The sequence below is a fragment of the Ruegeria sp. YTSC325 genome (genome assembly GCF_059609525.1).
On sequence record NZ_JBXWLY010000017.1, the window covers coordinates 21,337 to 42,107 of the forward strand.

Here is a 20,771-nt window from a genome sequence, read left to right on the forward strand (position 1 = left end):
CTATCGGAGCGAGCTGGGACAATCAGCCGACTTGTTCAAGCCAATATCAGCGAGAATCAAAGGTCGAAATCCCGAGCGGATCATAGACGTTGGACGGCTTTGATTGCGAGTGATCGTGATAGTGGGCCTTACTGCGTGCGTGGCGTAGTGACGCCATCAACACTCGTTCCGGATTATCGATGAACTGGCCTGCATCGGCTTCGTCATTGTCTTCTCCCGCTGCAGGAGGAGCGGGCTGTAGACGGCCTTCAAGTACAGTTCCCCACACATTGATATCGGCCAGCGTCAAAGGATCCACAGTTAGCGGATTTTCTTCAAGGATTGTGAAGTTGGCCAGTTTGCCGGGCTCGATGGAACCGATCTCATCCTCCAATTGCAGTGAATAGGCTGCGCCAATGGTGATACCTTCCAAAGCATCTTCAGCACTGATGCGCTGGTCCGGACCAACGACGCGACCACTCGTGGATATCCGATTGACAGCAGCCCACATGTACTTCAGCGGCTCCGCAGGAGCCATCGGCATGTCCGAGTGCATCGAAAAAGGGATACCTGCCCGAACGGCATCGCCTAAAGGCACCATGCGCTCTGTGCGATCACTACCAACGCTGCCTGCGGCGTACCGATCTGCGAGCGTCGGCGTATAAACGGAATTGCCGCTGACGATCGCGCCAAGACGTTTAATACGTGCGATCTGATCTGGTTGGGCGTAGCCAAAGTGTACAACGACAGTGCGATGGTCATATCGCGGGTTGCGCTGCATGGCGGCTTCAAGGGCATCAAGAAGGATGTCCAGACCGCCGTCTCCTAGATTGTGAACATGGACCTGAAAACCTGCGTCCCAATAAAGGTCGAAAACCTGCTTGAAGAAATCGGGCGTCATGATCCACTGACCTTCATGCCCGTCCAGATAGCCGTCGCGCATTATCATTAGTTCACTGAAGATCGCACCATCCAAAAGCAGCTTGACTTGCTTAGGTAGGAACTGGGTTCGGCCTTCGCTCCACGCCAGCATAGCTTCGGTCTCGGCCAGTACTTTTTCGGGGCCCTCTGTGTTCAGAAACATACTCCCAAGCGTTCGACCGTCGGGAATAAAATAAAAGTTGAATGGTGTGTCGTCTGGACCGAACGCTTCCGCCACCAGAGCTTGGGCGTTTTGATCCACAGGGCCAGCAGGCTCTGCAAGGGTCGTGATCCCGCTGCGGTGATAATAGTCCTCTGTGAACTCCAGCGCCTCCATGACCCTGTCGATAGACGCATAGGCCGGAGCAAACTTCTCAAAGAACACATGCTCCCAGAATGCAGCTTCAAGGAAGAGGCCTTTTTCAAGGTTGGCTTGAGACCGGGCCAACTCGCTTGACCAGCTGGCAATGTATTCTTCGGTGATATCCAGTTGTTCTAGGGCCACCGAGTTGAAGTACATCTCGTGGGTAGAGCGCTGCCATACAGCCAGCGAAATGTCGGGGGCCAGTTCGTCTAAAATCGTACGGCTCATGTCCCCGTGCCACGACGCGTGATACCCCCAGACCATCAACGGCCGCCCGCTGCTTGGATCATATGTGTTGATGACCTCGGACAGGCGTGCGCGAAACTCCTCCTCGCTATTGGCAAGAGGCGCAAATCCGGCCGGCGATTGCCAGTCCTCGATGGAAATGATGGCATCCGACATCATCGCAAGTGCGCCCAGAAGCGGGTGCAAATGCTGTTCAATAAACCCGGGCACCATGACCTTGTCTTCAAAGCTGCGGTCAATTGCATAGCTACCTTCGGGTAGGCGACCCTCGATTTCCTCCAGGGTGCCAACGTCAGTAATTCGACCGTTCCTGACCGCCACCGCTTCAGCCACCGGGGCGTCCGGATTCATGGTGAGAACTTTTCCACCGACGTAGACCGTTGTGCCGGGAAACTCAGGGAAACGCTCGAAGGCGTCTTGCAATGAGGGGGACTGTGCAGCGCTATGAAGCGGCAGGAAAGCGAAAGCGAATACTGTGAGAGACTTAAAGAACTTCATTGATGCCTCCGAATGGGATTACGGACGTAAATAAATTGCTTCGATCAGAGCAGGCTGATCTGCCATGTGTCAACCTAAGCCCTCAGTCACTCAATACTGACTGAGCAACCCAAACTTGAAAGCCACTTTTGTTGCCCGCTGTGGGCTCACAGCAGTAATTCGCCCAAATTCGCAGAATGACTGCATTGGAAACAACGTTGGAATTTCACCAGGCAGCATAGAACGGCAGTAACTCTCGAATTCCCGAGAAAACGGACTATGTCCTGCCGGGTAGAATTACTTTGTTCAGTTCTTTGAAAACCAGATTTTAGCAAGCCCTCCGCGGCCGTACTTCAGTTGCAATTCATTTGGAGCGATACTGCGATGCCAAACACTTCGTTACTTTCAAAGTCCAATTTTCCAGTTTTTGCGCTTATTGGAGGTTTGATTATGCAAAACCTTGGAACTTCTCCTGTACATGCTGAAGACGACCCATACGCGACGCCGCGAGAAGACTTTTCCATCCGCGACTTGAGGAATGGTTACACAGCCAAGCAAGCCTACGACCTGAGCTCTGAATGGAATTTGCAGAAGTTCCTCGACATTACCGAAGCCGGGGCGTTTTCGTACATGAACCTCGCCGAGTTCCTGCCAAGTTCGGTTATTCGCCGCGACGGGGCCGTCGCGATGCTTGCGACAAACCTTAAAGATGCCATAGGCGCCACGAGCGTCCCGGGCGCTGATGGCAATGCTGTCTCGCTCGACGAGATGATTAATGCCGATAATTCCACGGTGCAGGGTGTTATGGTTCTTCACAACGGCGAAATCGCTTACGAGGTTTACCCGGGAATGCGTCGGACGGACAACCACGTCTGGATGTCCAATGCAAAGATCCTTTCGAGCTTGCTGATCGGTCAATTGGAAGATGAGGGTAAGATCGACGTTCAGAAAACGGTTGGCGACTATGTCGAGGGCACCAAGGGAACAGCTTGGGAGAGCATAAAAGTCATCGACGTCCTGAACATGCAGTCTGGTTTGGATCTGGAAGAGAACCCCCTTTCACGCAAGGGCGACACACCGTATGGGCGTTTTGTCAGGGCTGAGGTTGGTGTTCCGAACGAAGCAGGCGTCCTGCAAACGCATAACGAAGCCCTGTTTGCTATACCCAAGCTGCGGGAACCGGCTGAAGCCTTCGAATACTCTTCTGCAAACACTCAAATGCTTGGTCTTGTCATTGAAGCCGTTACGAACCAGCGACTTGGCGAAGCGATCACGGAACGGGTTTGGAGCAAAGCTGGAATGACTGGCGACGCCACCCTTGCGCTGTCACCTCAAGGAAACGGTATCATACACGGTCTGATCAGCAGCCGCTTGATCGACATGGCAAAGATTGGTCTGCTCTACACGCCAAGCTGGTACAAGACAGCGGCGGACCGCGTTGTATCTGAAAAGATGATCGACACGATCCAAAAAGCGGGTATCGCCGAAAACTACATGAAGGGAACACTCGGCCCACACCTTTCCGAAGCATTCCGTGAACAACCGATGGCAAACGCATACCAATGGGATGCCGTTTTTGCCGATGGCGATTTCTACAAAAGTGGGATGAATGGCCAAGGCATCTATGTCTCGCCAGGAAAAGACGCAGTGGTCGTTTGGTACGCAACCGGAGGTGCGAGTATCGACATGGAAGCTTACGCCAGAGCCATTGTGACTTCCCTGTAGGTCAGATAACGCACTGGCGTGTACGGCCGCAGGTCAATGGATTGTTGGTCGTTTGGTGACTAGAGCATCCATTCGACCGGCAGCAACCTGACAACGGCCGTCAGCGCACGCTGTAAACCGGTGGTTTCCGGGTCTGCGGTATGAATGGTGACTGTCCCATCCTGCTCTTCTTGCAGCCAGGTCATCTCGCCGCTGTCGTTAAGTTCGACTCGATAAGAAAACTCAGGCCGGTTCAATTGCTCCGCGAGCGATGCAGCAATCTTTGGGCTTTCGATCATAAGGCCCATTTCTGTATTCAGCCGCGCGGATCTGGGGTCGAGGTTGTAAGAGCCTATGAAGATCCGTTCTCCATCCGATCCAAAGACTTTTGCGTGTAGACCGGAGGCCGACCCGGCCAGCATCTCGGGCAGGCTGCGCTCACGATGTTCACGCCGCAAAGCTCGAAGCTCTAGCAACTCTACACCGCTGTTCAACAAGTCTTCCCTGTAACGCATATAGGCCGCGTGAACGGGCATAACATCCGTGGCATCCAATGAGTTGGTCAGAATGCGGACCTTCACTCCGGACTCTGCCAAACCCTCCAAAACCTCCGCGCCTCTTTCGCCCGGAATGAAATACGCTGAGACAAGGTCTAGCGAGGTCTCAGAGTTTTTGGCGAATTCGATAAGTTGCTCGACAATCAGATCTTCACTCTCGACTTCGCCCAGCCCTTTTGACGGATCGTCGACGAAAAGAGTGACTTCGCTCCATTCGAATTTCAGATCGCGCGCCGATATCCGGTCGGCCAGTTCATTTTCCTGAATAGCCCTTTGATAACCTGCGCCAACCGCAGTCTGGCGCGCGACGTCCGCCTTCGTTTTCAGAGTTTTTTCCGACGGAGGCTCCAAAAATAACTCCGCGTCGTACGCGGAAGCACTGTTCCAATATGCGTCGAAGGATTGCGATACCTCATCTACAATCGGGCCAATAGCTATCGCGTCTACATCCAGGTAGTGCGTTCCCGCCCCGTAGTCGAAATAGATGTCTCCTATGTTGCGTCCGCCAACAATCGTGGCGACTCCGTCCACAGTCATTGATTTATTGTGCATCCGCCGGTTCAGGCGCCCAAAGTCAAATGCATAGGACAGAAGTTTTGGGTTTCTCAAAGTGAAAGGATTGAAAATGCGAACATTTGCATGTGGCAGAGCGTTCAGTTCGGCGAGCAATTCATCCAATCCGGAAATGCCGTTGTCATCGACCAATAATCTGACACGGACACCGCGCTCTGCTGCTGCCCTAAGCTCTTCCAGAAGCATCAGGCCGGTCACGTCATCTTGCCAGATATAGTACTGAGCATCGATTGAGGATGTCGCTTCTCTTGCAAGGATCGCCCGGGCCGCAAAGGCTGCGCGTCCATTTCCCAACGGCCTTACACCGTCGAGCCCGGGATTGCGTTCAAGTGCATTTTTTATTGTTGCACCTAACGGTCCGTCCCAATCGGCATCTTGCTTAAACGTTGGCCCAGAAAAGTTTTCCTCAGGAAGCGGAAATGTCAGTCGTAACCCCATAATGATCACTGCGATCACCGCTACCAAAATCAAACATGTTCTGATCAGCCGCATTCAGGGTTCCACAAATGGCAAGTTGGATTTGCCTTATAGTTGAGATTGACCCATCGACAGACAGTTTTTCAAGAGTTTAGGTCCAAACAACAGACAGAGAACCGAGCTTTGTCCACTTTGGGCTCGGAGCTGACCTCGGAGGCAGCGCAGCATGACGTGATAGGCTGGACCGGTCAACGTCGTGTTGTCGTTGTGGGAGGGCATGGCGGATCGGAGGATCAGTCATGGAAACACCAAACCTACCAGCCATTCGCGCTCTGCGCCCTGCATGGAGCAAGGGCCGCATCGTCGGTCAAAAACGACCGCTGATACCAAAGCACGTCTGGGCCGACTTGAGCTGGCTGAGAACCATCGCGATCTCGCTCTGCTCAACTTAGCGATCGACAGCAAACTGCTTGGATGTGACTTGGCAAAAAGCAAGGACGTCGAGAGCGTGCGAGGTTTCATTGATCATCGTATTCCCACCCTCGCAATGGAAGATCGAAGCGGCGAACTTATCTGGTTTTTGTTCATGGCGCTTGCGCTCAACATTCGTATCACCGGAGGGGTGCTCACCCCTCTCTTTCATGTTGAAGATCCGATGTGTGCCCTCCTCATAAGTCAGGCCGCCGATCGAGGTTTGGTACGTGGTCCCATCGATCAAGCCGTTTGGAACCAATCAATAAGCGGCGCCGGTTTAGAAAGTACGGCGTGGCCCTATGCCTATGAAGGTCTGCGACTGGGCATCATCCCAGGGGCTACGCTTGATCATATCGAGAACCATCCGTATTTCTCAATTCTTCACCAGCGCAATATCAGATTTTTCTCATTGGATGCGAGTATCGAAGCTATCGACAGCGCAATGTCGCGACGGCGCGTGGACAGTCTCCATGCGATGAGACTTCGCGCAGAATTTGCGGAGTTCGGCGACCCACCGGCTATCGACGATAGGGATGTCGGTGATGAAGATGAGCATTTCGAAGAATTTGATGATGAGGCGATTTACTGACTGGCAGCTTGGGAACTAGGTGAAGCCTTATCTGTTCGAAATTCGAGCTGGTGACAGGGCTGGCCATCTTGTCTTTGTTGGTGCAGCTCAAAAAACTTCGGCGACTTATTGCATTTTGCGATCTCAAATGTCCGCTTCGACAAGAACGCCTTTCAAACGCTGTTCTGCGGCGAAAGTCAGGTTCCCAAGCAAAGGCCCCTTTTCTGGCTTTCCGATATCGATCTCGACACCGCGCTGGTGAGACTATTTTTGACTGGAGTACCGGCGCCGGTGAAGATTGTTTCGACCTTCGCCTTGTACCTCTTTGTTGTACACAATTCCTATTGGACAGGGCTTACCCAGCCTTGTTTACGTAACTCGCGCAGTACGGCTTCTGCATGCTCGACATCTTTGTGGATACTTTTGAGCATCGCGCCGATTGGTGCGTCCGGCCAAGCACGCTCAAGTTCAGCTAGTTTGGCTTTAGCCGCATGGTCTTGCCCCATAGCTGACAGCGCCGCCGTTACATATGCAAGTGAAGGTGCGCTGAGTGGATCGCCAAGTTGCTTTGCCTCTTCAAAGCGTTCTACCGTTGTTTGATATTCACCCAGATGAAAATGCGTCGCGCCGGAAATGTTTCGATTTGCAAACCTTTGGTTTCTGGAATCTAGCAGAGAAAGCCTGTCGGCCGTTTCAATAGCTTCGCCAAACTCGCCAGTAAACATCGCCACGGCACCGAGAAAGTCGAGAACGGCGCCATCGTTAGGATCAAGTTTTGAGGCCCGCCTACCGAGTTGCAGCGCGGCGTCATAATCGCGATTGGCGAAACTGGCCCAGCTTTTTGCAGACTGGCTCCAGGCTTGGTCTGGGGCAAGGCTAACCGCTTGGTTCGCCATCTTCATGGCGGCATCCGCATAGTCGTTCTTGGTGTCTGACGGCGGAGTTATCACCGCAAGTGACGCGAGAGCCTGCGCTGCACCGGCATATCCGCCGAAATATTCTGGATCGATCTCGATCACGCCTTCGAAAACGGACAGAACCAGCAACTGGCGCTGTCGGTCGAAGACCGGAAATATCATTGTCCGTGCTTGTTGCGCCAAATTGAATGCTTGTAATGCAGCAGGGGATTTTTCGTAAATTGCTGCGCGCTGCAAGTGCGTGTTGGGATCAGTTGCAGATAAACCAATCACTTCGGCAGCAACAGTTTCTTGTCCATCTTGGGCAAGACCAACTGCAACCAACGCACCGACGACGGCCCCAATGGTGAACGCCCCTACGGGCAGTCCAAAGCGTAGGGCCTTTTTTGAGATTGATACAGCGGTTGTTTCTGAAACACTTTCGAACCGCGGCCGATATCCACCGCTATCGATACACAGCCGTACCGGATCATCTTTTCCGATGCCCTCGTAATGCAGTTCCAAGAACTGGCGAAGTCGCCGCGCATCGACTCGAACGATGTTTTCCGGATCGGTCCCCTCCGAGGTATCGCGGTCATAGACATCTTGAGCGATAGTCTTGCTGCGAATTTGGTCTCCTCGACCAGCAAGTTCTTCTTCGACGATGTATGTCAGGAACGCCTGAAGTCTATCGGATCCATCCAGATGAGCGTCAACAAGCAACCTGCCAAGGGCGGCGCGCTTCTCACGGTCCGAAATTTCTTTGGAATACCTCATCACATTCTTATTTTTGCAATTAATGACGCGTGAGTCACGCCGATATTCACCGTGAGTCACTTACGTGAATGTTTCCTAAGCCTCAGACTTGTAACCAAAACAGCGAGCCGGAGCGCGAAAATCCGCATTCCCAGCATGCCAATCTACTAAGCGACGGGAGGATTACACATGACACAACGTATGAATTACGAGAGGCTTAGCAAGCACTTCGCAATCGGCATGCTATTTGGCGCTTGGGCTATTTCTCCACAATCGGTCACTGAAGCAGTCATCGACTTAATTGCCCCTTCGGCGGCATACGCGCAGGAAACATTCGGCGGCATACGCGCAGGAAACAGAAGAAGTTTCGCCTACGATGGTGCGTGATCGCCCTCGCGATGTGTACTACCCCAATACTGAAGATCTCGCTGAAGATGAAATGCGGGTCATCGCGTGTGGAACCGGAATGCCTACAACGCGAGCTGCTCAGGCTGCTGCGTGTTTCCTTGTGGAACTTGGCAACGGAGACAAGTTCTTGTTCGATATTGGCTCGGGATCGGCCGAGCGAATTTCTTCCCTGCAAATCCCGTATAATTATTTGGACAAGGTCTTCATCGGCCATCTTCATACTGACCATTTCGGCGCGTTGCATGACCTGTTCATCGGTGGCGCATTGATGGGGCGGAATATTCCGCTACGGGTTTGGGGCCCAAGTGGACCATCAGAAGAACTTGGCACTGCATATGCACTAGATCATATGCAAAAGATGCTCACATGGGACCTAGCAGGCCGAGCAGGAGTCACTGATTTCCGCGGTTATTCAATGGAGGTTAATGAGTTCGATTACAGGTTAGAGAACGAGGTAATTTACGAAGAAAATGGCGTCCAAATTCGTACTTTTCCAGCCATCCATTCAATTGATGGTGCAATCAGCTACGCACTAGAATGGAATGGTTTAAAATTTGTTTTTAGCTCAGACACTTATCCGAACAAGTGGTTCAAGGAATACGCTAAGAACGCAGACCTCGCCATCCATGAATGCTTCGTAGCGGTTCCCGACCTTGTAGCAAAGATGGGTTTCACACCCGAGTCCGCTTTATTGGTTGGAACTCAAGTACATACGGCGCCCGAAGCCTTCGGAAAAGTCATGAGCGATATCGAACCACGAATGGCGGTCGCCTATCATTTCTTCAATGACTTCGACACTTCTAACAATGTATTCGAGCGCATACGCAGCACTTATGATGGTCCGCTAAGTCTGGCAGATGACTTCATGGTTTGGAATGTCACGAAAGACGCGATTACGGTTCGGATGGCAGCAACGGAAGAGCACACTTGGGCGCCGCCTCTCGCTGCACCAGCTGAGCCGCCAAACCCTGCTGACAAGACCGCTTATGCGGAAAAGGTTGGACTTTCTCCAGAAGTAATGGAGTTCTCAGAGTTCACAAAGGGTGGTTTTGACGACGTAGACGACGTTTTGCGACCCATCTACGAAGAAGCTTCGGAAGCGTTAGGCCAAGAGTTCCCGTATCCGGGCGATGAATAAAGTCAAATTTGACCGGCGCGTCTTCATAACGCGCCGGTTCTTTCAATTCTGATCGGAATTCTTTATGCAACATACCTCATTGATTACTCGCTATTTGTTCTGCGTTGGATGGTTGCTTGTCGCTGTATCCCACGCAGCAAACGCCCAATCACTTGCACGTTCTGAAGATGATGACGGCGGTTGGCGACACTCAATCACGCCCTATTTGTTCCTTCCGCTCAGCACGACGGGCACATCAACTATAGATGGAACAAGCGTCGATTTGGACTTGAACCTGAGCGAGGTGCTGGATGTGCTGCAAGGCGCTGCTTCAGTACGTTACGAGGGCTGGAACGGCGACTTCGGGATTATTTCCGAAGTTTACTATGTAAAGCTTGGCGGAGATGGAACTCTACCCGGTGGCAGGGTGGACGTTGATGTTGATGTCCGGCAGACCTTCGCCAACGTGCAGGGCGCTTACCGGTTTGCGAACGGAGTAAATGCCTCGGGCCAACGCTATGCAGCGGATGCCGCAATTGGGGTTCAGTGGAACCGGATCAAACAGGAAATCGACTTAGCGGGCCCCGGCCCAGGTATGACGTTGGGTGGGACAGAAGAATGGCTCGAACCAATGATCGCAATTCGATATATCTCGGAAATCAACGACAAATGGAATTTCGCCAGCCGGGCTGAACTGAGTGGTTTCGGTGTGAATGGCGATGACCTACAATACCTGGTTGTGGCTGGGTTTGACTGGAAAGGCTGGGAAAACACGTCCCTGCGGTTTGGTTATCAGTTCTATGGAATCGACTTTTCCACCGACCGTTCGGATGGGGAGTTTGCCTATGATGTGGACCAGAATGGTATCTATGCTGCCGTCGCGTTTCATTTCTAAGATTGGCGAATACAGCAAAACATGGATTCGGTTGGGCTCAGTACTTGCGAGTCTTGCGTTTGGGGCAAGCCAATCGATTGCGGATCTCGTGTCCCCCTACGGCGGAGAAACCGCGCCGAACTTTGTTGAGCTTTCGGTGCAGCCTGATCATGTGCGGGTTCTCCTTGAGGTCGATTTGAACGACTATCCCATATTCGTCATTCCAGATGATGGTTCGGGAACGTCACTGGCTGGGCGTACGGGGCAAAACCTTCAGATCTGGGCAGACGAAGAGAAACTGATCAGCACAACGAACACGATTGATGTGCGCCCCAGAATTTCCCGGCAAACAGCAGCGAGCACTCTGTATCGACCGCGACCGCGTAGCGAAAATGTCGTCTACGTGGACATGGAGTTTCCGTTCAATGGCAAGCCGGAACAGATCACGTTCATTCCCCCACTAAGTCCAGACGGGATTCCCTTGGCTTCACTTGGCGTTGTGGCCGAGCATATGGGCGTTCCAGTGACAGATTATCGCTATTTGTCGCAGGCTGAAACAATGCTGCCGGACTGGGAAGACCCTTGGTTTAGCAAGTTTGAGAATACAAACCTCACTCGCCATCACAAATCCCCGATGATGTCTTTTCTTGCCATGGAACCGCGTGTCGTCCGGCACGAGGTCATATTGCGTTTGAAAGACCTTGAGACTTGGGTGGACTTGGGCTTTGGCGATGCTGACCGACTGACCACAGATGATGTCGTCAGGATCAAGTCTAGCGTGTCGGACTTTTTTGAGACGAGAAACCCTCTCGCCGTTGACGGCAAGCCGATGAAACCGGAAACGGTGCAGGTCTCGCGTATCAAAGTTGGTGCCGAAGGTTTGCGTGTTCTTCCGGATCAAGCCGAGGCAAACCGAAAGACGATGTTACTGGGCGTCGTCCTTGCCTACCCGGTTTCGACTTTGCCGAACCGAGTTGATCTGGCATGGGAGCTTTTCCCAGTTGGTCTGGATGTTATTCCGATCACCCTTTCAGATCCGGCAGGGGCGGTCCCCTCGCAGATTTATACATCCGATCCTGTTGTAAGTTGGAACAATTACCTGACAACTTGGACCAACCCAAAGACCAGCCCGGTTATCGTCAACGTCGCTGGCGTAACTCAGGTTCCATCGTTTGCGCTCGCCTTAGTGTTCATATGTTTGATATGCGCATATTTTTCGTGGCATCGTGCAAACGGTCAGCGTCTGGTCTTGCTTGGCCTGACCGGGGCATTCGGTGCCGCTGCGATTGTCACGTATTTCCTAGGCAACCCGTCGACGGCGCTCGAGCCGGATGAAATCGCGACGCGTCAAATCGTGGAAGGGTTGTTAACCAACATCGGGACCACGATGCTTGAGACGCAAGATGATAATTCCGTGGCGGCGATGGAACCTTATGTCGAAGCAATCAATCGCGACAAGGTTCAAGCAGAAATGCGTCGTGGATTGTCGGTTACCTTGCCCTCTGGCGCCATGGCTCGCGTCGAAGCAATTTCCGAACTGAGTGTCGAAAGTTTCACGCCCGGCGAAGAAAGAAACCAGCATCAGGCCCTCGCCAGTTGGACAGCCCGCGTAAGCGGAGGCCATTGGGGGCACCTGCATAGGCAAGCGGTTTCTTATCGTGGCTTGCTCGACGTTTCGCGGCATGGCGACCATTGGATGCTTGATGACCTGACGATTATCAGCGCCAAGACAGGAGGGTAATTCTGTGGTTGCGGTAAGGTTGTTTTTTGCCACGTTCTTGTTTTCCACGATCCTTTTGTGCGCGGGCAGAGCAGAGTCCCATTTCAATCTCAACCAAAATGTCCGTATTCATCATGTGGCTCACTCAGAAGATGGGCTAGATATCTATTTACGCCTTCCGATGCCCTATTTGGTCGCGGAACTGGTCGGTCCCGAAGGTTCGGACGGTTTGCCCGATCCCGCTCCGTACACATACAATCAGATCGAAGATGGTGTGCTCATGCACTACCTAGATCAGGCCGCATTTCACAAAGACCCGTCCGGTTTGGCTCGTATTGCTGAAAACGGCTTTTCGCTATCTATCGACGGTCGCCGACAAATAGCAGAAATAGTTTCGATAACACTACACCCGTTGGGGCAAGAACCTGGATTTGCCACGCTTAATGAGGCGCGTTCGGCACTTGCGCAAAGAGACAATTTCCCAACGCCTGAAGAAATTTATGTAGGCGAGGTGATGGTGGACGTACACCTGCGCTTTCCTACGGGAGAGGTAGGTGCCTACAGTTTGTCTTACACTTCTGATCCGGGGCTTCCTGGACAAGAAGAAACGGCAAACCTGATCCTCGACTACAATGGGCAAGATGTTCGGACGTTTCGCGCACGGGGTCTAATGCATTCCCCGGTTGATGTCTCCGGATCAGCGACCGCAGCCGCTTCGACCTTTTTTGTTGAGGGAATTCGGCATATTTTGGAAGGTCCCGATCATGTTCTTTTTGTGCTTTGCATGATCATCGGTGCCTTGAACTTGCACAGCCTTCTCGCCCGCGTAACAGGCTTTACCTTGGGCCACACGGTGACACTGATTTTGGGATTTTTTGGCTTCGCGCCGAGCGGAGCATGGTTCATCCCAACTGTCGAATTGGCAATAGCACTTTCGATAATCTACGCCGCTGCAATGGCTGTTTGGCCGCCAGAGAAAGGACATGGCGATCTGAAGGCATTTGCCATCACGTCGGGCATTGGGTTGCTACACGGGTTTGGGTTCTCTTTCATGTTGCACCAAATTCTACGTGTTGATGCGCCGAACGTTTGGCACAGCTTGTTGGCCTTCAACGTTGGAGTAGAGGCAGGACAAGTCATGATCGTTCTATTGGTCTGGCCATTGGTGCTGTTGTTGCGCAAACAACCAGGCCGTATCTGGGTCGGATCTCGCGCGGTAGTTGCCGCATGTGCAAGTCTGGTAGCTATGGTTTGGGTAGTGGAGCGGGCAGAGTTTTTTCTCTGATACTTGTTAGGTTAATCTTGCGCTGATTTGTACAGTAAGCAAATCTTCAATTAGACTTGTTGAACGTCAACTTTGTCCGCAGGGCAATCGTTAATACATTGCACACCGAATGACTGCATTGAGCCCGAAGTGGAAATTCACTCGCCTAAGGCGAAATGGGTGGTTTTGGACGATTTTGTATTAGCCTGATCCCAAGTAGCAGAGACAAACATCCAAAAGCCAATCCCATAGCGAGAGCATTGGCTACGAAGATGCCACCAAACAAGGATATCGCGGTTCTTCCCGCTTGTTCGATAGACGTGTCTACTACGATCGATACCCAGTCTTGAAGGTATAGCGCGAATAGGACCGAGAGCCCTATGGGCGAAATGATAAGCGCTGTGCCGAGAGAAGCCAATCCTCGGCCGAAGACGGCCCGCAGTGTTGACCCTTTCAGTACGATCGCAGCTGTGGAAGTAAAAACTACAAGTACAGTGAGCAAGACGAACAACAGGTCCATAATTGGGGGTAGGTCTTTCGAGACCGCCCCGCTGACGGCCGAGGTGAAGGGCAATAGAACGAAGGTTACAAGCCCTGCAGCAACGAGTCCTGTGAATAGCTTTGGCAACATGCCAGGCGAAAGGCTGCCACCGTGGTTGTTTTTAGCTGGTATGGGCAGAGCCGGGTCAATCTGATCCCACTGCACAGGCATTGGTTTTGCACGAGAAAGCATAAAAGCCCCCTTGAATTGTTGAATTTGAGACGACCTAGCCAGCCGCTTGTTCTTGGGAATCTGGTGGGCCGGAACGGAGTTTCTTTCGGCGCTTGGACTAATATTTGCGTGATCTAAACATGCCGATGCGCGAACATTGGTATCCTTGCCATTTCAAGTGATGAACATCCTGATTACGTAAGCGACAGTGGTTAGGCACAAGACGCTGCCGAACCAGATCGCGCCGAACCAAAAAACTTGCTTTAGCAGTTTCAATGGTAGCTCTCCTCTGGATCGATCTTCCCGCGGAAAACCCAGTACGTGTAGGCGGTGTAGGCTAGGATCGCAGGCAGCAGAACGACGGCTCCGACCAGTGCGAATGCCAAACTGCTATCTGGCGCTGCGGCTTCCGCAATCGTGAGGCTTGGGGGTAGCATATAGGGATAGAAGCTGATCCCAATGCCAATGAAGCAGACGACAAACAAGGCAATAGCGCAGAAGAAGGGTTGATAGTCTCGTTTTTCCCTCAGGCTGCGATCAAGAATCCAAGCAACAACAGCAACGATAGCTGGCACTAGTACAGAGAAAACGACACCGGGCCACGAAAACCATCTAATCAGATAGATCGGGTCTTGGAATGGGGTCAAAAGACTGACCAGACCAATCAACGCAAGCGTCATGAGCATTAGCGGGCGGGCAAAAGAGCGCATCTGCCGCTGTAACTCGCCCTTGGTTTTCATGTTGAGCCAGGTTGCTCCTAGCAAAGCGTAACCTATCACCAAGGCCACACCCGTCAGGATAGAGAACGGCGTCAGCCAGTCCCATTGTCCGCCTGCATACAGCCGATCCTCGACCGGGATACCCTGGACCAGCGCGCCAAGCGCGATGCCTTGGCAGAAGGCGGCTAGGGTTGACCCGCCGTGAAACGCAACATCCCAAAACCAACGCGCGCGTACCGTACGCCACCGGTATTCGAAGGCGACACCGCGGAAGACAAGCGCGAGAAGCATCACGATAACGGGCAAATAGATCGCGGGCATCACCACAGAATAGGCCAGCGGGAAAACGGCGAACAAACCTCCGCCGCCCATAACCAGCCAAGTCTCGTTCCCGTCCCATACCGGTGTGACAGAGTTCATCATGACATCCCGATCTTTGTCGGTTTTCGCGAAGGGAAAGAGGATCCCAATTCCAAGATCGAACCCGTCTAGGATCACATAAGTCAGAACAGCAAAGGCAATGATACCTGCCCAGATTGTTGAAAGTTCAAGCATTACGCTGCCTCCGCCAAAATAGAGATTTCAATGGGTTTGTGACTTTTCTGGATACCTTCGACAGGTGGTTTCCCCATAAGGCGCAGCATGTAGAACGTGCCTGCTCCGAAAACGGCGAAATATACGATGATGAAGGCTATTAGAGACGTGGCAACTGAAGGTGCATCCACTTGTGAGAGTGAGTCCGATGTCCGCATCAGCCCATACACCGTGTAAGGTTGGCGCCCCACTTCGGTGGTGACCCAACCGGCCAGTACCGCCACAAACCCGCTGGGCGCCAACAGGACGGATGTGCGGTGCAAACAACGATCTTCGTTGAGGCGGCCTCGTACTCGCTGAACAAGCGACCACAAGGCGACGCTCAGCATGGCAAAACCGATAACGAGCATGATGCGGAAGCTGTAGAACACGATCGCGACCGGGGGTTCTTCGTCGTCGGGGATAGTATCCAGCCCGTCAAGCGGCGCGTTGGGATCATGTTTCAGGATCAGCGATGATAGTTTCGGGATTTCGATGGCATAATCCACGCGCTTTTCATCTTCGTTTGGAATGCCGAACAGGATCAGCGGTGCACCTTCGGGATGGCTGTCGAAGTGACCTTCCATCGCCATCACTTTCTGCGGCTGATGCTCCAGCGTGTTCAAACCATGAAGGTCGCCGGCAACGATCTGCAGTGGGGTGACCAGAACGGCCATCCACATTGCCATCGAAAACATTCGGGTGACCTCAGCTGTGCGATTGCGGCGTAGCAAGTGCCAGGCCGCAACCCCGGCTACCACAAAAGCAGTGGTGAGATAGGCGGCAAGAACCATGTGTGTCAGGCGGTAGGGAAAAGACGGATTGAAGACAATCGACCACCATTCGACGGGAATGAACTGCCCCAGTTCGTTGATGTCGAACCCGGCCGGGGTCTGCATCCAGGAATTGACCGACAAGATCCACGTAGCCGAAATCAGAGTGCCGAGGGCGACCATCGCCGTGGCCATCATGTGCAAGCCGGAACCAACGCGTTCACGACCAAAGAGCATGATGCCGAGGAACCCAGCCTCGAGAAAGAAGGCCGTCATGACCTCGTAGGCCATCAAGGGGCCGATTACGGGACCTGCGGTGTCCGAGAATACGCTCCAGTTCGTGCCGAACTGGTAAGACATCACGATGCCGGACACGACGCCCATGGCAAAGCCTACGGCGAAGATCTTTTTCCAGTAGTTGAAAAGGTTGAGGTAGACCTTGTCCTTGCGCCATAGCCATAGGCCATTGAGAACGGCCAAGAAGCTTGCCAAGCCAATGGAAAAGGCCGGGAAGATGATGTGAAACGACACAGTAAAGGCAAACTGGATGCGTGCCAGGGTCTCTGCGTCGAAGTTTGCGAATAGGTTCATTGCCGTTTCCTTTGGCATTGGGTTGCAAAGTGCGGCAGTGAACAGGGGAGTCTCGGCTGCCAACTCGTCGGTGTCATTCAGATGAGCCGGATTTGGGGTGGTGTCTGGTTCAGTTCGCTTGGGTTCTGGACGGTTGTTTTTGGGTTTTGGACAAAACCCTGGTCGAGATGGGCGACTGAAATTTGAAACCGCGAGCGCCTCGTACGTCTGACGTTCGAAGGCCCAAAACAAAGTTGCCACCCGGCTCGATTACGAGCTGGATGGCAACCTCTCAGAAACTATGCGAGTTCTGTGGGGGATGGTCAGTCAAACTGCGTCCGGATGCTAACAGCGCAGGCTAACCGGTCGGGTTTGTTCGGCTTTGCTTCTCCTTTTTTGCTTCACTGGGGGTCGTGTCTTAGTCGTTCCAGTCTTTGTGTTCTTCTTTGAAGTCGTCGCGACGCTCTTGGGCTTCGTCTTGCGCGTCTTCAAAATTGTCCTTTTGGATCGCGCCGCCCACAGCTCCGACTGCGGCACCAGCGGCCGCGCCACCTACGATGCTTTCGCCAGCGATTCCGGCGATAGTGGCACCGACAACTGCGCCTTTGATCGCTTTGTCGGTGACGTAGTCAGCGTGAGCCGTGGCAGCCATGGTGATCAGAAGTGCGCCTGAGATCGGGGCGATAAAGAATTTCTTCGAGGTCTTCATAGGGTTCATCCTTGTTCTGGGTTAGCAGCCACCGCGGCTGCTGTGTGCCATTGAACTAGGTGACCCGATGTCCCGCTTTCTTTTGGAGACGGGACAAGGTTTTGTGGATCTTGGACATCTTTCGACTCCCGGTGCCAGCCCCTCTAGCGGCCAGCTTTACGGAATCTGGCAGGCGTTTCACCTGTCCAGCGCTTGAACGCTACCGAAAAGGCGGCCTGATCCGCAAATCCAAGCATGAAGGCTACGCGGGCAACACCCTCACCGCTACGCAGCATGCGTTTGGACAGATCGCACAGCACACCTTCCAGAAGAGCTTTAAAGCTAGTACCCTCGGCAGACAGGTGCCGCGTCATGGTGCGGCGCGTCAGGCCAAGCTCTCCGGCTATATCGTCGCCGTTTGGTATTGGTCCGGGAAGACGTTCGCCGAGCATATCCATAATGCGGTCGGACAGGCTGCGGACTGCATCAGGCTGAGCCTTCAGCTGTTCTTCCCCGTGCCGACGCAAATGCCCAAGCAAGTTGGGATCCGCAGTCGGGATCCGAAAACTCATGCCATTTGGAGGCAGGGCCAAAGCATATCCTGCTTTGAGCCCTTCGATGGGACAGCCAGCAAGTTCGGCCAGCTTCTTGCAATGCTCGGTATCGTCCGTTTCCAGTTCAATCGAGATCGGGGCAAGCCCACCCGAGGTGATCTGTTGAACGCGTTTATAAAGACCGAAGATCAGCATTTCGCGGTGGCGCGGGTATTGATGTGCTGGGATCACATTGCTTTCCAGCGTAATCCTCGGCTCATCAGGTGCTCCTACGACGTCCAGGCGCAGGTCAGGGTCTTGCATTGCGTAGAAGCGCTGGGTCAGTGCCAGCGCATCTTCAATCGTTTCAGCCGCCCGTACGATATACGCCAAAAGCGTCCCAGGACCTTGCGCCGAAAGACCCACCCGCGCGGCAAAGGTTTTATCTTCCAAAACCCGGCACGCTGTTTCGACTGCGCCTGCCTCATGTAGCAGCTCGATGGTCGCGTCAGGGCTGTCGAGGATATCCGAAGGCGCGCCTGCCATTTCCAGAATTTCCAGAAACGGAATACTCGCGCCAGGTTCTTGCGAATAACGCAGCCCGACGTTTTGCAACCTGTAAGCACTGATGCGTGGCACTTTTGCGTCCTCCCCTGACTTGTACGCAACCCACTGCAGTCACTGCAATTGTCCAGAAGCCAATAACAAATGTCCAGAACCCTCAGGATCGCTGGTGCGATGACGGTTAGGTCCGGGTCATCAGAAAGGAAACGACCATGATCTACTTCGCAAGATACTACCGCGTTCTCAAGGCAATCCAAAACTCCGCCAAAAAGGAGTGGTCTGGTGGGAACATCCACGGACGGCGCACTTCGGCGCTTGGTGAAAAAACACCGAATGGGCGTCGCTGGGATCCTCCCTACACTCCGCCGGAACAACCCTCAGTAACCGCACAACAACCATCCGAGAATTGACGTTCTCCAGTCACCGAAAATCCACACGCGCAGATTGGCTGCGCAACAAAAGGACCTGAAACATGAAACCACCCGCGTTCCTGATGGCGCCTATACTAGGGCTCATCTCAACTCCTGCCTTTGCCGCTGGCGGCGATCCCAGATGGTGGGTCGCGCCCAATCAAACCGATACCTATGCATGGGTAGGCTTGATCGTTCTCGCCCTTGCGATCCTGCTGGTCGTGCACCTGTATGCGCGTTTTGAACGCTATACCGAACACAAATCAATCGGCACTCCGCTGCGGACAACTATTCCGACGATGCTGACCGTGGCGTTGGCGTATGAGCTGATGCCTGCACTCAGCCACTTTAGCAACCTGCTGCCGGGCGCTCTGATCCTGACCGCAATCGCTCGCGACTTCATGCTCTGGTGGCGCCCATCGAAAGAGGAGATGGTGAAATGATCGAACTTCTCGTCACATCTTTTCCGTTTGTCCTGCGCGTGATCTATCTGAAATGGCGCGGGATGCCCGTAACGCTCTACAACGTTCACCGTGCCGTCTTTATGTGGTTTGTACTGGCCCTGATCGTCTTTTTTGCGGTGTTCTACTACTATCCCAAATCTTACACCGGCCTTGTTCCGTTCCGAACTGTACCTGTCGTGGCCGAGAATGGCGGGACCGTCACGGACGTCTTCGTAAAGGGCGGAGACCATGTGCAGCCTGGTGATCCGCTGTTCGCCGTCGAGAACGCGTCTGAACAGGCCGCGGTTGATTTCGCGCGGCGCAAAGTCGAGGAAATCGAAAGCGCGAAACTGGCGGCCGAGTTGCAAGTCGAAACGGCACAGGCCGTTCTGGACGCGGCGCTCACCGCCAGAGAACAGGCAAAACTCGTTCTGTTGGATCACCGCGCTTTGCAGGCCAAAGGATCTGCTGCGTTTCAGGTAAGCCAGTTGGAACGCGCCCAGGCGACTTTGGATACGCGTGAGGCGGAGGTTGAAGCAGCTGAGACACAATTGGGCGTAGCACAAGTTCAGGCGAACGCCGTTTTGCCAGCCCAGCTTGCGTCAGCGCGTGCATCGCTGAAACAGGCCCAGGTGGAACTGTCCAAGACGTTGACGCTCAGCTCGGTGGACGGTGTAGTCGAGCAGGTCACGCTCAACGTTGGATCGCGCGCCGCTCAGGCAGCCATGAGCCCCGCCATGCTGATCGTCCCTGACCGCAAAGACGCCGAGCGTGGACGTATCGTGGCCGGGTTCTCGCAGGTATCCCGCACTGAGTTGTACGAAGGCATGGCGGCGGAAGTTGCCTGTGAAAGTAACTTTAACATCTCGATGCGCAATACGGTTCTCCCAGCAAGGATCGTGCGTATTCAAGACTCGATCTCTTCCGGCCAGCTTGCGCCCAGCGGCCGCCTGATTGAGCCCAGCGAAAAGGCAAAACGGGGTCAAATCGTCGTTCATCTGGACCTCGTACACCCAGAGCACCGGGAGCTTTTGGTGCCCGGCAGCGGCTGTATCGTTCAATCCTACACCACCAATTTTGAAGGTGACATGGAAGGAACACTTGTTGCGCATGGGATCCAGGCAATGGGTATCATCAAGGCGGTTGGTCTGCGGGTCAAAGCTTGGTTCGGCCTGACTTCGGGTATCGGCTTGATCGGTGGTGGACACGCCTGAATTTCGAAAGACCCACCTATTCAGCAAACACGGCTCCCGATAAATGTAGGGAGCCGTTTCTGCTGTGTGCGGGCATGCCGCATGCCAAAAGAAAGCGGGTTGAATAACGGTTTCCTGCCGCACGGAGAACAGTTCGATGGGTCGCTCACGCAGTCTTTTGCAGCAGAATGACAGCTAAGTACATTAGCCCGAAATGTCAGCTTCGTCCGCAAAGCGGTCGTTGAAGCGAATTGAAACTAGCGACCACTCAGACCTCA

Annotated in this window: 16 protein-coding genes and 1 pseudogene; 9 read left to right on the plus strand and 8 right to left on the minus strand. The window is 53.5% G+C overall.

All coding sequences use genetic code 11. The features are described 5' to 3' along the window. Nucleotides 1-46: 46 nt before the first annotated feature. A complete protein-coding gene (locus AC2FF7_RS19195; protein WP_496906166.1) occupies nt 47-2,008 on the minus strand; it encodes an amidohydrolase in 1,962 nt (653 codons plus the stop codon). A gap of 429 nt (nt 2,009-2,437) precedes the next feature. Here AC2FF7_RS19195 and AC2FF7_RS19200 point away from each other — a divergent pair, with 429 nt between their 5' ends. Continuing rightward, nucleotides 2,438-3,712, plus strand: coding sequence for a serine hydrolase domain-containing protein (locus AC2FF7_RS19200; protein WP_496906167.1), 1,275 nt, complete (start codon nt 2,438-2,440; stop codon nt 3,710-3,712). Nucleotides 3,713-3,771: 59 nt separating this feature from the next. Here the strand turns inward: AC2FF7_RS19200 and AC2FF7_RS19205 are convergent, their stop codons facing one another. Then, entirely contained in the window at nt 3,772-5,115 is a 1,344-nt protein-coding gene (locus tag AC2FF7_RS19205; protein ID WP_480869421.1) for a phospholipase D family protein, read from the minus strand. A gap of 422 nt (nt 5,116-5,537) precedes the next feature. Between AC2FF7_RS19205 and AC2FF7_RS19210 the strand changes: the two are divergent. Continuing rightward, nucleotides 5,538-5,734, plus strand: a pseudogene (locus AC2FF7_RS19210) (integrase); the annotation flags it as partial. An 887-nt stretch (nt 5,735-6,621) separates the two neighbouring features. Here AC2FF7_RS19210 and AC2FF7_RS19215 read toward each other — a convergent pair. Next, on the minus strand, nt 6,622-7,953 hold the full coding sequence (locus tag AC2FF7_RS19215) for a tetratricopeptide repeat protein (RefSeq protein WP_496906168.1): 1,332 nt from the start codon (nt 7,951-7,953) through the stop codon (nt 6,622-6,624). A gap of 168 nt (nt 7,954-8,121) precedes the next feature. Here AC2FF7_RS19215 and AC2FF7_RS19220 point away from each other — a divergent pair, with 168 nt between their 5' ends. The 5 genes from AC2FF7_RS19220 to AC2FF7_RS19240 all read left to right on the plus strand — a co-directional run bounded on the left by AC2FF7_RS19220 (nt 8,122) and on the right by AC2FF7_RS19240 (nt 13,336). After that, nucleotides 8,122-8,319, plus strand: a complete 198-nt coding sequence (locus AC2FF7_RS19220) for a hypothetical protein (RefSeq protein WP_496906169.1) — start codon at nt 8,122-8,124, stop codon at nt 8,317-8,319. Next, nucleotides 8,309-9,478 carry a guanitoxin biosynthesis MBL fold metallo-hydrolase GntH gene (gene gntH / locus AC2FF7_RS19225; RefSeq protein WP_496906170.1) on the plus strand — a complete coding sequence of 390 codons (1,170 nt, stop codon included), beginning with the start codon at nt 8,309-8,311 and terminating at the stop codon, nt 9,476-9,478. The genes AC2FF7_RS19220 and gntH overlap by 11 nt, the downstream gene beginning before the upstream one ends. Nucleotides 9,479-9,542: 64 nt before the next feature. Next, on the plus strand, nt 9,543-10,352 hold the full coding sequence (locus tag AC2FF7_RS19230; protein WP_480869430.1) for a hypothetical protein: 810 nt from the start codon (nt 9,543-9,545) through the stop codon (nt 10,350-10,352). Further along, nucleotides 10,303-12,072, plus strand: coding sequence for a hypothetical protein (locus AC2FF7_RS19235; RefSeq protein WP_496906171.1), 1,770 nt, complete (start codon nt 10,303-10,305; stop codon nt 12,070-12,072). The genes AC2FF7_RS19230 and AC2FF7_RS19235 overlap by 50 nt, the downstream gene beginning before the upstream one ends. Before the next feature lie 4 nt (nt 12,073-12,076). Beyond that, nucleotides 12,077-13,336: a HupE/UreJ family protein gene (locus AC2FF7_RS19240; protein ID WP_496906172.1), complete on the plus strand. Its 1,260-nt coding sequence runs from the start codon at nt 12,077-12,079 to the stop codon at nt 13,334-13,336. Nucleotides 13,337-14,201: 865 nt separating this feature from the next. Here the strand turns inward: AC2FF7_RS19240 and AC2FF7_RS19245 are convergent. The 5 genes from AC2FF7_RS19245 to AC2FF7_RS19265 all read right to left on the minus strand — a co-directional run bounded on the left by AC2FF7_RS19245 (nt 14,202) and on the right by AC2FF7_RS19265 (nt 18,522). Continuing rightward, nucleotides 14,202-14,303: a DUF2474 family protein gene (locus tag AC2FF7_RS19245; protein ID WP_170754828.1), complete on the minus strand. Its 102-nt coding sequence runs from the start codon at nt 14,301-14,303 to the stop codon at nt 14,202-14,204. After that, a complete protein-coding gene (gene cydB, locus AC2FF7_RS19250) occupies nt 14,300-15,301 on the minus strand; it encodes a cytochrome d ubiquinol oxidase subunit II (protein ID WP_170754826.1) in 1,002 nt (333 codons plus the stop codon). Before cydB ends, AC2FF7_RS19245 begins: the two co-directional genes overlap by 4 nt. Next, complete coding sequence (locus AC2FF7_RS19255; RefSeq protein WP_496906173.1) at nt 15,301-16,683, minus strand: cytochrome ubiquinol oxidase subunit I; 1,383 nt, start codon at nt 16,681-16,683, stop codon at nt 15,301-15,303. The genes cydB and AC2FF7_RS19255 overlap by 1 nt, the downstream gene beginning before the upstream one ends. 397 nt (nt 16,684-17,080) lie before the next feature. Continuing rightward, nucleotides 17,081-17,371 carry a hypothetical protein gene (locus tag AC2FF7_RS19260; RefSeq protein ID WP_480869442.1) on the minus strand — a complete coding sequence of 97 codons (291 nt, stop codon included), beginning with the start codon at nt 17,369-17,371 and terminating at the stop codon, nt 17,081-17,083. A gap of 143 nt (nt 17,372-17,514) precedes the next feature. Next, on the minus strand, nt 17,515-18,522 hold the full coding sequence (locus AC2FF7_RS19265) for a helix-turn-helix domain-containing protein (protein ID WP_496906174.1): 1,008 nt from the start codon (nt 18,520-18,522) through the stop codon (nt 17,515-17,517). A gap of 397 nt (nt 18,523-18,919) precedes the next feature. Here AC2FF7_RS19265 and AC2FF7_RS19270 point away from each other — a divergent pair, with 397 nt between their 5' ends. Both AC2FF7_RS19270 and AC2FF7_RS19275 read left to right on the plus strand, forming a co-directional pair. Further along, complete coding sequence (locus AC2FF7_RS19270) at nt 18,920-19,300, plus strand: hypothetical protein (protein ID WP_480869447.1); 381 nt, start codon at nt 18,920-18,922, stop codon at nt 19,298-19,300. Then, nucleotides 19,297-20,514: an HlyD family secretion protein gene (locus tag AC2FF7_RS19275; RefSeq protein ID WP_480869449.1), complete on the plus strand. Its 1,218-nt coding sequence runs from the start codon at nt 19,297-19,299 to the stop codon at nt 20,512-20,514. Before AC2FF7_RS19270 ends, AC2FF7_RS19275 begins: the two co-directional genes overlap by 4 nt. The last annotated feature ends 257 nt before the right edge of the window (nt 20,515-20,771 follow it).